The organism is Companilactobacillus halodurans, assembly GCF_009600985.1.
GTDB classification, from domain to species: Bacteria; Bacillota; Bacilli; order Lactobacillales; family Lactobacillaceae; genus Companilactobacillus; species Companilactobacillus halodurans.
In genome coordinates this window covers 34,720-47,155 of sequence record NZ_VDFP01000020.1, presented here as the reverse complement: position 1 = coordinate 47,155, position 12,436 = coordinate 34,720, and the positions used below count along the sequence as shown (strand labels likewise).

At 36.0% G+C, this 12,436-nt stretch carries 14 protein-coding genes and 1 pseudogene; 8 read left to right on the top strand and 7 right to left on the bottom strand.

What is annotated here, in order from left to right; translation table 11 throughout:
* Positions 1-95, top strand: a 95-nt coding sequence (locus tag FHL06_RS15125) for an IS3 family transposase (RefSeq protein WP_153384874.1), incomplete at its 5' end; no start/stop codon positions are given.
* Between the two features lie 52 nt (positions 96-147).
* Here FHL06_RS15125 and rlmD read toward each other — a convergent pair.
* Positions 148-1,530: a 23S rRNA (uracil(1939)-C(5))-methyltransferase RlmD gene (gene rlmD, locus FHL06_RS09515; RefSeq protein ID WP_153386064.1), complete on the bottom strand. Its 1,383-nt coding sequence runs from the start codon at positions 1,528-1,530 to the stop codon at positions 148-150.
* Between the two features lie 69 nt (positions 1,531-1,599).
* On the opposite strand from rlmD, the gene recX reads away from it, so the two are divergent.
* The 6 genes and pseudogenes from recX to FHL06_RS09485 all read left to right on the top strand — a co-directional run bounded on the left by recX (position 1,600) and on the right by FHL06_RS09485 (position 6,047).
* Positions 1,600-2,373, top strand: a complete 774-nt coding sequence (gene recX / locus FHL06_RS09510; protein WP_153386062.1) for a recombination regulator RecX — start codon at positions 1,600-1,602, stop codon at positions 2,371-2,373.
* 76 nt (positions 2,374-2,449) lie between these two features.
* Positions 2,450-2,983 carry a DUF402 domain-containing protein gene (locus FHL06_RS09505; RefSeq protein ID WP_153386060.1) on the top strand — a complete coding sequence of 178 codons (534 nt, stop codon included), beginning with the start codon at positions 2,450-2,452 and terminating at the stop codon, positions 2,981-2,983.
* Between the two features lie 68 nt (positions 2,984-3,051).
* A complete protein-coding gene (locus FHL06_RS09500; RefSeq protein WP_153386058.1) occupies positions 3,052-3,918 on the top strand; it encodes a LysR family transcriptional regulator in 867 nt (288 codons plus the stop codon).
* A gap of 102 nt (positions 3,919-4,020) precedes the next feature.
* Positions 4,021-4,374, top strand: a complete 354-nt coding sequence (locus tag FHL06_RS09495) for a MerR family transcriptional regulator (RefSeq protein ID WP_153386055.1) — start codon at positions 4,021-4,023, stop codon at positions 4,372-4,374.
* Between the two features lie 49 nt (positions 4,375-4,423).
* A complete protein-coding gene (locus tag FHL06_RS09490) occupies positions 4,424-5,413 on the top strand; it encodes an aldo/keto reductase (RefSeq protein ID WP_153386053.1) in 990 nt (329 codons plus the stop codon).
* 49 nt (positions 5,414-5,462) lie between these two features.
* A pseudogene (locus tag FHL06_RS09485) lies at positions 5,463-6,047 on the top strand (histidine phosphatase family protein).
* A 47-nt stretch (positions 6,048-6,094) separates the two neighbouring features.
* Here the strand turns inward: FHL06_RS09485 and FHL06_RS09480 are convergent.
* The 6 genes from FHL06_RS09480 to FHL06_RS09455 all read right to left on the bottom strand — a co-directional run bounded on the left by FHL06_RS09480 (position 6,095) and on the right by FHL06_RS09455 (position 10,888).
* On the bottom strand, positions 6,095-6,850 hold the full coding sequence (locus FHL06_RS09480) for an amino acid ABC transporter ATP-binding protein (protein ID WP_153386051.1): 756 nt from the start codon (positions 6,848-6,850) through the stop codon (positions 6,095-6,097).
* Complete coding sequence (locus tag FHL06_RS09475; protein ID WP_153386049.1) at positions 6,850-7,545, bottom strand: amino acid ABC transporter permease; 696 nt, start codon at positions 7,543-7,545, stop codon at positions 6,850-6,852. Before FHL06_RS09475 ends, FHL06_RS09480 begins: the two co-directional genes overlap by 1 nt.
* A 31-nt stretch (positions 7,546-7,576) precedes the next feature.
* A complete protein-coding gene (locus tag FHL06_RS09470; RefSeq protein ID WP_153386047.1) occupies positions 7,577-8,362 on the bottom strand; it encodes a transporter substrate-binding domain-containing protein in 786 nt (261 codons plus the stop codon).
* Positions 8,363-8,440: 78 nt separating this feature from the next.
* Positions 8,441-9,364, bottom strand: coding sequence for a cysteine synthase A (cysK, locus tag FHL06_RS09465; RefSeq protein WP_153386045.1), 924 nt, complete (start codon positions 9,362-9,364; stop codon positions 8,441-8,443).
* Positions 9,365-9,377: 13 nt separating this feature from the next.
* Positions 9,378-10,172 (bottom strand): homoserine O-acetyltransferase/O-succinyltransferase family protein, encoded by a 795-nt coding sequence (locus tag FHL06_RS09460; protein WP_162000282.1) that lies wholly within the window; start codon positions 10,170-10,172, stop codon positions 9,378-9,380.
* Positions 10,173-10,426: 254 nt separating this feature from the next.
* On the bottom strand, positions 10,427-10,888 hold the full coding sequence (locus FHL06_RS09455; RefSeq protein WP_153386043.1) for a hypothetical protein: 462 nt from the start codon (positions 10,886-10,888) through the stop codon (positions 10,427-10,429).
* Positions 10,889-11,016: 128 nt separating this feature from the next.
* Here FHL06_RS09455 and FHL06_RS09450 point away from each other — a divergent pair, with 128 nt between their 5' ends.
* Positions 11,017-12,372 carry a hemolysin family protein gene (locus FHL06_RS09450; protein ID WP_153386041.1) on the top strand — a complete coding sequence of 452 codons (1,356 nt, stop codon included), beginning with the start codon at positions 11,017-11,019 and terminating at the stop codon, positions 12,370-12,372.
* The last annotated feature ends 64 nt before the right edge of the window (positions 12,373-12,436 follow it).

Here is a 12,436-nt window from a genome sequence, read left to right as displayed (position 1 = left end):
ATGTATATTACTATAACAACAAAAGGATAAGGACAAAATTGGCCGGAAAGACACCGGTAGAATACCGGAATCTTTCCGACCAACTGATTGCCTAAAATAAACTCCAATTAATGGGGTTCACTTCATTTTGTGACTTGAGATTTTTTGTTATCTTTTAACTAATTTAACGATTGTTTCAACGTGTGGCGTTTGTGGAAACATATCAACTGGTTGTAAGTAAACGACCCGATATTCCTTAGTCAAAGTAACCAAATCCTTGGCTAACGTGGATGGGTTGCAAGAAACATAAACTAGCTTTTCAACGGGATGCTCGTTTAAAGTTCTGATTAAATTGTTTTCCAAGCCAGTACGAGGAGGATCGACGATAACTGAATTAACAGCTACTTTGTCATTCAGTAGTTGTGGATAAATTTTATCAACTGAACCGACGTAGTAATCGGCATTTTCAACTTCATTTAATTTGGCATTGGCTTTGGCATCTTCAATCGCTTCAGGGATAATTTCAATACCATAGATATGTTTAACTTTATCAGCCATCGTGATGCCGATAGTCCCAACACCGCAATAAGCATCGAGTAGGATGTCTCTTGGACTTGGCTCCAAGGCTTTGTTAACTAGGTCATATAATTTATCGGTTTGTAGAGAGTTCAATTGTAAAAAAGCTCGAGGTGAAAGATTGAAGAGATAGCCATTGATATCTTCTTGCAAATATTCGTCGCCCCAAAGTAATTTCGTTTCATCGCCCCAAACAGCCCCTTGGTCTTCTTTATTGATATTTTGAGAGATTGAACTAACTTCAGGAATTTCTTTTTGAATTCTTTCAATCAATTGGTGCTCTTTGATAAACTTGGTAGAACGTGTCACGAAGGTAACTTGTAATTGGTTGAATTCGACTGATTCACGGATAATAATCATGCTAAGGATTCCTGATTTTTGCTCTGGATTGAAGACGGGAATCTGTAAATCTTTGATCATCGAAACGATTTTACGCATGGCTTGCATTGTTAAGTCCATTTGCGTAGGCATTTCTTCTAGGTCGACTAATTCTTGAGTGCCATTTTTGTAAAGACCGCAACGAATTTGTCCATCGATTTCTTGAATGGGGAATTGAGCTTTATTACGATATTTTTCTTGTTGAACAGAGCCGACGGTTGGTCTGATCATGTATTTATCGTGAGCATAAGGCTTATACTTTTCAAGCGATTCACGGAGGATATCCGCCTTATATTTTAATTGGTCCTCATATTTGATATGGGCAAATTCTAGGCCTCCTACTTCATTGGCGAGTTCAGGAGTATCAGGATTTCTTGCTGGACTAGCTTTTCTTAATTTATGGATGCGACCGTTTAAAAAATGTTCGTGGACGTCAGTTACTTCGCAGACGATGACGTCTTGCGGAACTGCTTTAGGTACAAAGACGATGACATGCTTGAAAAAGCCGATACCTTCGCCGTTGATGCCGATACGTTTGATAGTTAGCGGAAATCTGTCGCCAACTGATAGTTCTTGCGTAATGTTATTTGTATGCATAATTTTTCCTTTGAATGTTTTTGAGATAAACTTACTCTTGAGAGTATAACACGGTGAGGTAATAATATATTGGCAAAAATCACAAAAATCCAAGCACAAAAACGAAAGGGCAGGTACAATATTTACCTTGATGGTAAGTATTCTTTCCCTGTTGCAGAAAATACTTTGATTGAATTTCGCTTGATGAATGGCGTTGAATTGACTGATGGTCAAATCAAGGAAATCCAATCACGAGAAAATGTTAATAAAGCTTATGGCGATGCGGTTAACTATTTAAGTTATCAATTGCGGACTGAAAAAGAAATTAAAGAGTACTTATATAAGAAAGAATATCATCGCGATGCAGTTGATTTAACGATAGATCGACTTAAAGACTTGCACTACATAGATGATGAAAACTATGCACAAAGTTTTATTAATACTCAACTACGTATGTCTGCCAATGGTCCCAAAATAATCGAGCAGAAAATGCTGCAAAAAGGGGTGCCAAGTGCAGTCATTCAAAATAAGCTGGATGAAATTGACCAGGACATCTTAGTAGAAAACGCGATTGAATTTGCTAAAAAGCAGGTTCGTAAACAAAAACGAGCTTCATTTAAACAAATGCTGAATAAATTACGTCAAAGTTTGTATCAAAAGGGATTTAATAAAGAAATAATTGATGAGACAATCAATCACTTAGATTTAGAGCCTGATGAGGATGAAGAACTAGATAAATTACGTGCTTTGGTTAAAAAGGTTGAACACAGATATGATAAACCAGAAAAATTGATTCATTATTTAATGACTAAGGGTTATCATTTTGACGATATCAAAAAAGTTTTGGAAGAAGAGATAGAATAGGTATACCTTTCAATAGTTTCACAGCTCTGTTATAATTTTTTTGGATAGATTTAGATTTTTAGAAAGCTGGTAAGTTATGCAGATTCCTAGAGAAGGGGATTACGTAGCAATCCAGAGTTATAAGCATGATGGTCATTTACATCGTACTTGGCGTGAAACAATGGTGCTAAAGACAAGTGAAAATGAAATTATTGGTTGTAATGAGAATACTCTTGTCACCGAAGCTGACGGACGTCGTTGGGTAACTATAGAGCCCGCATTAGTTTACTTTCATAAAAAATATTGGTTCAATATTGTAACTATGATAAGAAACAGCGGCGTATCTTATTACTGCAATTTAGCGACACCGTTTGCCTTAGACAACGAGGCCATCAAGTATATTGATTATGATTTAGATGTTAAGGTTTTTCCGGATGGAGAAAAAAGATTGTTGGATGTGGATGAATATGCCGCACACAGCAAGATGTGGAATTATCCACCAGAGATAGATACAATTTTACATGATAATGTCGACGTTTTAATTGATTGGATCGATAAAGGTAAGGGTCCTTTTTCGCAAGCCTATGTTGATCTTTGGATGCAGCGTTACAAGGAATTGTCACACCATTAGGGTTGCTATATCCTATGAGACCGCCATTTGGTGGTCTTTTTTAATATCTGATATCTAAGGAGAAAATCATGGAATTACGAGTCTTGAATTATTTTTTGATGATTGCAAGAGAAGAAAATATCACTAGGGCGGCTGAATTGTTGCACGTCAGTCAGCCAACGCTTTCACGCCAAATTGCTCGTTTAGAAGAAGAATTAGGCGTTAAATTGTTTACTCGTCAAAGTCACAAGATAAGTTTGACCGAATCAGGATTATTATTACGTCGCCGAGCAGAAGAAATGCGTCAATTGAGCGATAAAATTTTTGATGAAATGTCAGAGGACAATCAAGAATTGACCGGACAGATTGCTATCGGTAGTGGCGAGTTTTTAAGTATGAATGAGCTAGCGGAATTGATTGTAAAATTTCATAAAAAATATCCATTGGTGACCTTCGATTTTCAAAGTGGCAACTCCAAAGACATTGAATCTGGTGTCGAACGAGGCTTGATAGATTTAGCTTTACTAGTGGAACCAGTCAATACTGAAAAGTACGAATTTGTCAGAATAAATCAACAAGAACATTGGGGAGTTTTAACAAGAAATGATTCTAACTTAGCATCTTTGAAACAAATCACGCCACAAGATTTGGAAGATGAGTCAATTATTTTATCTAAAGGACCTTCGATGCAAAGTGAATTACGCCATTGGCTGGGTGATTCATTTGAAAAAGTTAAAATTGTTTCTTACTATAATTTGTTATATAACTCAGTTATTTTAGCTAAAAAAGGCCTTGGTAGTGTTTTATGTCTAGATTTAGAGGCTAGTTATGAAGGGATGACCTTTGTTCCTTTGCAACCAGCTTTAACTTACAGTTCAGTATTAGCTTGGAAAGCTGATCAAATCTCTTCAAAAAGCGTGACAACTTTTGTTGAATTTGCCAAGAAATACCTTTAAGGCATTCTGTCTAATTAATAATAAGCATTATACATTTCATAATCTAGGTTTCATAATAAGGATGTTCCTCAAAGGAGCATCTATTTTTTTTGAGAGAAATTTATGAAAAAAGCAGACGTAAGTAAAAAATATGATATACCGATTGAAATCTTAGATGAATATGAGTCTTGGGGTTTGTGCAACGTTGTGAAATATGTGATGGGCGAATGGCAGTACGATGACGAAGATTTGAAGCGTTTGAGTATGATTATGGCTTTGCATGATATCGGTTTTAAAAATAGTGAAATAGAAAAATATATGAGATTATTATTGGAGACAGATAATTCACAACAACAGATAATCGATTTATTGACCGATAAACGTAAGAGCAAACTGCAACAGATTCATCTTCAAGAAAAACAATTGGAAAGAATTGATTATTTGAGATATAAGATAAAAAATTCTCAGAGGAATTAGTAAGTATAGATTGTAAAAATCATACCTTATTTGAAAGGAAGTATTTGTGTTGGAATATCGTAAATTAGGAAATACTGGTTTAGATGTATCACGATTTTGTTTAGGAACAATGGGCTTTGGCAATCCTGCAAAAGGAAATTTCCCCTGGTCAGTTCAATATGACCAAAGTGAAAAAGTTGTTCAAAAAGCCTTAGATTTAGGAATCAACTTTTTCGATACAGCTAATTTTTATTCATACGGTGATAGTGAAAGAATACTAGGTAAAGCTTTGAAAGAGAATGCCAACCGTGATGAAGTCGTTGTTGCTACTAAAGTTTTCTTTACAAAATCAGATAAACCTAATCAACAAGGCTTGTCACGTAAAGCTATCTTGAGTCAAATTGACAAAAGTTTACAGCGGTTAGATATGGACTATGTCGACCTCTATATTATTCACCGTTGGGATTACAACACTCCTATCGAAGAGACGATGGAAGCTTTGCACGATGTTGTTAAGTCTGGGAAGGCTAGATACATTGGTGCTTCTGCTATGTATTCATGGCAATTTGAGAAAGCTCAAGCAGTCGCTAAAGAACATAACTGGACTGAATTTGTTTCAATGCAAAATCACTTGAACTTGTTATATCGTGAAGAAGAGCGTGAAATGATGCCCCTTTGCGAAGACCAAAATATTGCCGTTACACCTTATAGTCCACTAGCTTCAGGACACTTAACTCGTCGGACTTGGAACGCTAATACGAAACGTTCGGAAACTGATGAGGGTGCTCGCGGTAAATACGATGCTGCCGAAGATCAAGATATGAAAATTGTCGAACGTGTTGGTGAAGTTGCCGATAAACACAATGCCACAATGGCACAAGTTGCTTTAGCTTGGTTGTTGCAAAAGAAGCAAGTTGTAGCTCCAATTATTGGTGCTACTAAGCCCGATCATTTGGCAAGTTCAGTTGATGCCTTGAAGTTGAAACTAACTTCAGAAGATATTAATTATCTAGAAGAGTTATATTTGCCACACAAGGTTGTTGGACCACTTACTAAATAAGATAATAGGTTTACTCGTTAAGATAAATTTAAGTAAAATGGTGAGGAAAATGACTAAAACACTTTATTTGATGCGTCATGGACAGACTCTTTTTAATGAGCTTCATAAAATCCAGGGTGTTTGCGATTCTCCTTTAACTCAAAAGGGAATCGATGATGCAAAAAAAGTTGGAACTTATTTTAAACAAAATAATGTGAATTTTGATCACGCTTATTCCTCTACACAAGAATGAGCTTCAGATACATTGGAATTAGTAACTGATTTGCCTTACCAAAGAGTCAAGGGACTAAAAGAATGGAACTTTGGACTATTTGAGGGTGAAAGTGAAAAGTTGAATCCTAAGTTTGATCCAAAAATTGGATCATTAGGCGACTTCTTTGTCCAATATGGAGGCGAAGGTGCAGACCAAGTTCAACAACGAATGGTCAAAACTTTGACGAATATTATGCAACAACCCGACAATGAAAATGTTTTTGTCGTAAGTCATGGTGGCGCAATTTATCTATTTCTGAAGAATTGGATTCCTTTAGAAGAAATCGTTAAGCATGTAGAATTGCACAATTGTTCAGTTTTGAAATTCACCTTTTCTGATGATGTTTTTAATTATGAAAAGACAATTAATGTTACAGAATAAAAAAATACTCCAGCCAAATTTTTGGTTGGAGTATTTTTGTGGGTTTATTACTTTTGTGAATTATCGTCACTAAATGTGATACCAGATAGGAAATCTTTAATTCTCGTTGTAGGATGATTGAAGAATTCATCAGGAGTTCCGTCAAAGATGATATTGCCATCTTCAACGAAAACTATCTTATCAGCAACTGAGCGGGCAAATTCCATATTGTGAGTTACGATGACCATTGCTTGGTCCATCTTACTTAACTCTTCTAGAATCAACAAAACTTGAGTTTCTAGTTCTGGATCTAGGGCACTGGTTGGTTCATCCAACAAGATGTAATCAGGATCCATTGCAAGTGCACGACAGATTGAAACACGTTGTTGTTGACCACCAGATAATTGGCTTGGAAAACGGTCAGCGTATCCCTTTAGACCAACTTGAGCTAGTAACTGGCGAGCTTTTTCTTCAGTTTCTTTCTTAGGTTGACCAAGAACAGTTTCTGGAGCTGTTGTGATATTTTTCAAAACAGTCAAGTTAGGAAAGAGATTCCAGTTTTGGAAAACCATACTAGTCTTTTTTCTAATATCAAAGCTGAGTTTCTTAGAAACAGGTTCTGCGTAATCTAATTTTAAGTCTGAAAAACTTAAAGTGCCGCTTTCAGGTCTAACTAGAAGGTCAAGTGATCTCAAGAGAGTCGATTTACCAGAACCAGATGGTCCTAGGATAACGGTTGTTTCATTATCGGGAAAATCAACGCTGAGGTCTTTTAAGACTGCTTTGCCATCATATTTTTTGACAATGTTTTTTAATGAAATCATTAACCTTCACTTCCTTTAACGTATTTTGAAGTTTTGCGTTCGAGATAATGTTGTAAGAATGTCAATAAAGTACAAATTACAGCATATAGGAAAGCAGCCAATGAGTACATCAATAATGGTTGATAATTCTTAGCAGTGATTTGTTGACTGACCTGGAACATTTCCAAAATCGTAATTGAACTGGCCAAAGATGTATCCTTGACCAAACCAATAAATGAATTAGAAAGTGGAGGCAACGCAATTCTGACTGCCTGAGGTAGAACAATTTTTTTCAAAGTTTGACTAGTCGTAAAGTTTAAGGTAAAAGCTGCATCCCATTGATCTTGAGGTACAGATAACAAAGCTGAACGGATAGTTTCAGATGCATAAGCACCTGTATTCATTGAAAATCCAATTACGGCCGCAATAAATGGTGAGAGTTGAATCCCAGCACTTGGAAGACCGAAGAAGATAATAAATAATTGAACTAGTAATGGTGTGGAACGGAATAACCAAACATAAAAGTCGGCAATTGCCCGAAGTACCAACCATGGATATTTGATTAGTTTATTTTCACTGGGTTTAATAAATTTAATTAGAGCTGTTAAAACGGCCAAAATCAAACCGAAGAAGAACGAAACCAATGCTAATGGAATTGTGTATTGCAACATTGCAGTAATCATTTCTGGCAATGAAGTAACGATAATGTGCCACATGAAAGAAAAACCCCCTTTGATGAGTTAATAGTTATTTTTTAGTAATATCTTCACCGAAGTACTTCATAGAAAGTTTTTTCATTGTGCCATCTTTATAAAGTTCTTTAATAGCTTTGTTGACACGACCTCTTAGGTGAGTAGAGTTCTTGTTGAAAATAGGTGCAATTTTTGAAGGAGCTAATTCCTTATTTGGAATTGTGATATATTTCAAATCAGTATTCTTGTGATCTTTCTTCCATGTTAGAAAGGCTTCTCTAGAATTGAAGGCACCCTTAACACGTCCTTCATCGATCATAGACATTGATGTTTGGAAATCACTTGATGGAACAACGTCAGCACCGAAATGCTTAGCGTGATTGTAATTATCAGTACCAGTACCAGCGGCAATCTTTTGACCCTTGATATCATCAACTGATGTGATTCCTGTACCATCTTTAGTGATAACAACAGACTTAGAGTAAATATAAGGTGTTGAGAAAATGTATTGTTTCTTACGTGAGGCATTTTCTGCCACATTATTTAAAACGACATCGAATGTCTTAGAATTTAGTCCAGCAATAAGCGAATCCCATTTTGTTGGAACAAACTTAGCTTTTAAATCAAGTTTTTTGGCAATATCTTTACCAAGGTCAACTTCAAATCCTTTCAATTTACCGTCCTCACGGTATGAGTAAGGAGCATAAGTTCCTTCCAAACCAATCGTTAGAGTGCCTGCTTTCTTAGTGTCGGAATTAGCACTCTTGTTGCTTGAGCATCCAGTTAAGACCAAGATTAAGGCCACAACTGTAGTTAAAATTAAAGCGATTCGCTTTTTCATTTTTTGGTATCCCCCTATATAGAAATTCATCATTTCTCACTTTCTCATAAATTAATCATTCTTAGAAAGAATTTGACTTTAAAACTTAAATAAATCAGTTGATAGGTATCTTTCACCATTATCTGGGGCAACTGTTACAACTGCCTTGCCTTTTCCTAACTTCTTAGCAATTTCAATCGCACCAAAAATATTAGCACCAGCTGAAATACCAGGTAAGAAACCTTCCTTGCGACTGACTTCTTGAGCCATCTTAATAGCATCGTCGCTTGTTACTTCGATAATATCTGAATATGAATTCTTATCAAGCGTGTCAGGAATGAATCCAGCACTGATTCCTTGAATCTTGTGAGCTCCTGTTTTTCCTTCTTTTAATAGAGGGGATTCAGCGGCTTCTAGAGCATAGACCTTAACATCTGGATACTTCTTAGTTAAAGCATGGCTAACGCCTGAAAGAGTGCCACCAGTACCAACACCAGCAACAAAAGCATCTACTGGGGTATCGCCAAAGGCATCGATAATTTCTTTACCAGTAGTTTTTTCATGGATTTCTGGGTTAGCAGGATTAGTAAATTGCATTGGCATGAAGTAACCTTTTTCTTTAGATAAGTCAGTGGCACGTTTGATGGCACCGCCCATACCTTCTTTACCAGGTGTCAAAACAAGTTCTGTTCCATAGCCTTGCATCAATTTACGACGTTCAACACTCATTGTGTCTGGCATCATGATAATCAAGTGATAACCCTTTGCTGCAGCCACCAATGACAAACCGATACCGGTATTACCTGAAGTAGGTTCAACTAAAGTGTCGCCAGGTTTGATCTTGCCAGCTTTTTCGGCTGCCTCGATCATTGAAAGGGCGATTCTGTCTTTAATGGAACTGCCAGGATTGAAGAATTCCAACTTAACATAAACGTCGCCAGCATCTTCTGGGACAACGTGATTCAATTTTACGATTGGTGTATTTCCAATTAATTCTGTAATATTGTTAGCAATTTTTGTCATAATTATTTTCTCCTTAGCAAGTAGTTAATTTGTGTTCAGTCACAGTCTCGAGCCAATTTTGATAAAAGCTCAATTGTGTTTGTTTCCATGAAAACATTGGCTTATGGTCAAGTGGGGAATAGTAGTTGCTAGCCGGCCTAGCATCTTTTACTTTGTGACTAGCAATCTCTCTTTGATACTCGCCATCTAAACCATATCGCTGATATTCAAGATGTGAAAAGATAAAGGCTTGATGTTTAACTTTAGATTCAATCAAAGTAAAAAGACCATTTTTGCTGATTGCTTTGACCTCAAGTCCCTTGGTATTTTCGATTTGTTCGTGACTCATCTCTGCGTAACGAGCGTGTGGGGCTGGAAAATTGTCGCTAATGTCATTCAAAAGCTTTGAATTATTAATGATTTGATTTTGAAAAACACCAAATACTTTATGCGGTAAAATCTTTTTATCAATATTATATAGTCGATTAAGGGCAGCCATGGCGCCCCAACAGACATAAAGTTGAGGAATATTTAACCGATCTAATAAGTCGATTAGTTGGTTGATTTCATCAGCGTAGGTAACTTCTGGGAAATCTAATTTCTCGACTGGACTACCAGTGATGATGAAACCATCTAAGTTTTTGACCTCGTTTAAATCTAATGGCTTCATGTTTTCAGTTATTCGAGAGTCGAGCTGACGATTAACATAACGAGTAGCAGAATAATAAAATTTTAATTCTACATCATTTCCTAAAGCAGCTTGAAAATTTTGCATAGTTTCTAATTTGTTTTGCATTAAATTCAAGATTCCAATTTTAACAGGTTCCACAAGTAACTCCTTTCTAAGCAGCCAGAAATACAAAAAAGCGGGGCTGACTAATGTCAACTCCGCTTGATAGTTTTAGTTTTCACTACTTGATTATCAATTGAGTGGTATTAGACATGCTGAAAAAGTATAGTAATGTTCGTTCATTACTACACAACAACATGCTTTAACTTGTTCGTTATTAAAATTCATCATGTCAATACCTCCTGCAATTAAGATGTCTCAAATTTACAATTAAAAAAATAATAAGTCAAGCATTATTTACTTTTCTTCGAGTAAATTGAGAGTGATTCAAATTCCATATATGAAGCTAAAGTTAGTGATATTACTAAAATTAATACCAACCAACCGAGTGTCGTACCAAGAATCGTAGTTAGCGGCATAAACTTAGCAACTAAATAGATACTGAGAGTCGACAAACAGAAATCGACAGCTAAATTAGCACCAATGACCAGTTTGCTTCTCTCCAAGATAAAGAAATTCAATAATTCCTTGAGAACTTTTTGAGTTGAACTGCGATACATGATTAAAACAGGACGTTGTGCAATCACTTTGACCGCGAACATACCAAAGGCCCCGACAATTCCTCCAACAATAATTCTCCAACTCAAAGCATGGAGTACAAGCGAATTGTAGGAAACTCCAATGATTGATAAACAGAGGATGTAAGGGATTATAAAGAAGAAAAGGTAGATAACTGCGATTTTTTTATTAGACATTTTTGACAACTCCATATATACTGATATACCTATTTTATCATTAAAAAGGTTTATTGTTGAATACAATGACACCTGTTATAATTGTTTTGTTTATACTAAGTTTACATATGAAAGTGAGTGCGAGTTAAATGAGTGGTGACTCTTCTGGAGCGTCGCTTTCCGGACAGCTGATTTTAATAGTTATTTTAACGCTATTAAATGCTTTTTTCGCGGCCGGTGAGATGGCGATTGTCTCCGTTAATAAGACGTCTGTTGAAACAAAGGCTAAGGGGGACGATCGTCGAGCTAAAAAAATTCTTCAATTGATCAACGATCCTAATAAGTTCCTATCAACGATTCAAGTAGCAATAACTTTAGCAGGATTCTTATCATCTGCTAGTGCGGCAACTACCTTAAGTACTAGATTAGAATCAGTTTTAGGACAATTTCCGGGTAGTCGTGAGATTTCTATTGTGGTTATAACGGTAATTCTATCGTTTATCACACTGGTTTTAGGAGAATTGTATCCTAAGAGGATAGCGTTACAACGCCCATATGAGGTGGCCAAATTTACTCAACCAATGATTGGATTATTTGGAAAAATTCTTAGTCCATTCATCTGGTTGTTAGATGCGACAATTAATTTATTGATGAAGATTACGCCAATTGATTTCAATAAAAAAGATGAGCCAATTACTCGAAATGAGATGATTGCAACTCTTCGTCAATCAAGAAATAATGGAACGATAAATTCCGATGAGTATCAAATGTTACAAGGCATCATTCGTTTTGGTGACAAGACGGCAAGAGAAATCATGGTTCCAAGAACAGATGATTTCATGATTGACATCAATAACCCTGTTGATGAAAATATCGATGATATTTTGAATCAACCATATTCACGAATTCCGGTCTATGGTTCAGATAAGGATAATATTATTGGTATTATTCACATCAAGGATTTATTGAAGAAATCACGTGAAGTTGGTTTTAATAATATCAATTTCAAGTCGATTATGAAAGAGCCCTTGTTCGTTCAGGAAGGAACTAATATTGATACTTTATTGTTACGAATGAGAAGTACCCAAACGCAAATCGCCATGGTAGTCGATGAATACGGTGGGATTATCGGTTTAGCTACGATTGAGGATATATTGGAAGAAATCGTTGGTGAAATCGATGATGAATATGATCCAGTTACAAAGAATTTCCAAAGATTGGGTCCAAATAAATTCTCAGTTGTTGGTAAGATGACAATTGAAGATTTCGATGAGCTGTTTGAAGAAGAAATCAAAGTTGAAGATGTTGATACGATTGCTGGTTATTTAATCATGGGAATCGGTGAAATTCCGGATGCCAAACATCCTAAGTCAATTACGCTCAAAGATGGCGTCATAATTACATCTGGCGAGTTAAACGGTTCAAGAATTGAAAATGTTATTGTGACTGTTCCAGATGTTAAACTAAAGAATGTTACTACAAACATGTTTAAAGGGAAATACTAGCAGTATTTCTTTTTTTTCGAGGAAAATTATGTTGTGAATATAGTGGTAGAAGTTATTAGAAATA

Bases quoted from the DNA above. Each gene is read 5' to 3' on its own strand.
- rlmD (WP_153386064.1), bottom strand. From the start codon at position 1,530: ATGCATACAAATAACATTACGCAAGAACTATCAGTTGGCGACAGATTT.
- FHL06_RS09505 (WP_153386060.1), top strand. From the start codon at position 2,450: ATGCAGATTCCTAGAGAAGGGGATTACGTAGCAATCCAGAGTTATAAG.
- FHL06_RS09500 (WP_153386058.1), top strand. From the start codon at position 3,052: ATGGAATTACGAGTCTTGAATTATTTTTTGATGATTGCAAGAGAAGAA.
- FHL06_RS09495 (WP_153386055.1), top strand. From the start codon at position 4,021: ATGAAAAAAGCAGACGTAAGTAAAAAATATGATATACCGATTGAAATC.
- FHL06_RS09480 (WP_153386051.1), bottom strand. From the start codon at position 6,850: ATGATTTCATTAAAAAACATTGTCAAAAAATATGATGGCAAAGCAGTC.
- FHL06_RS09475 (WP_153386049.1), bottom strand. From the start codon at position 7,545: ATGTGGCACATTATCGTTACTTCATTGCCAGAAATGATTACTGCAATG.
- FHL06_RS09470 (WP_153386047.1), bottom strand. From the start codon at position 8,362: ATGAAAAAGCGAATCGCTTTAATTTTAACTACAGTTGTGGCCTTAATC.
- cysK (WP_153386045.1), bottom strand. From the start codon at position 9,364: ATGACAAAAATTGCTAACAATATTACAGAATTAATTGGAAATACACCA.
- FHL06_RS09455 (WP_153386043.1), bottom strand. From the start codon at position 10,888: ATGTCTAATAAAAAAATCGCAGTTATCTACCTTTTCTTCTTTATAATC.
- FHL06_RS09450 (WP_153386041.1), top strand. From the start codon at position 11,017: ATGAGTGGTGACTCTTCTGGAGCGTCGCTTTCCGGACAGCTGATTTTA.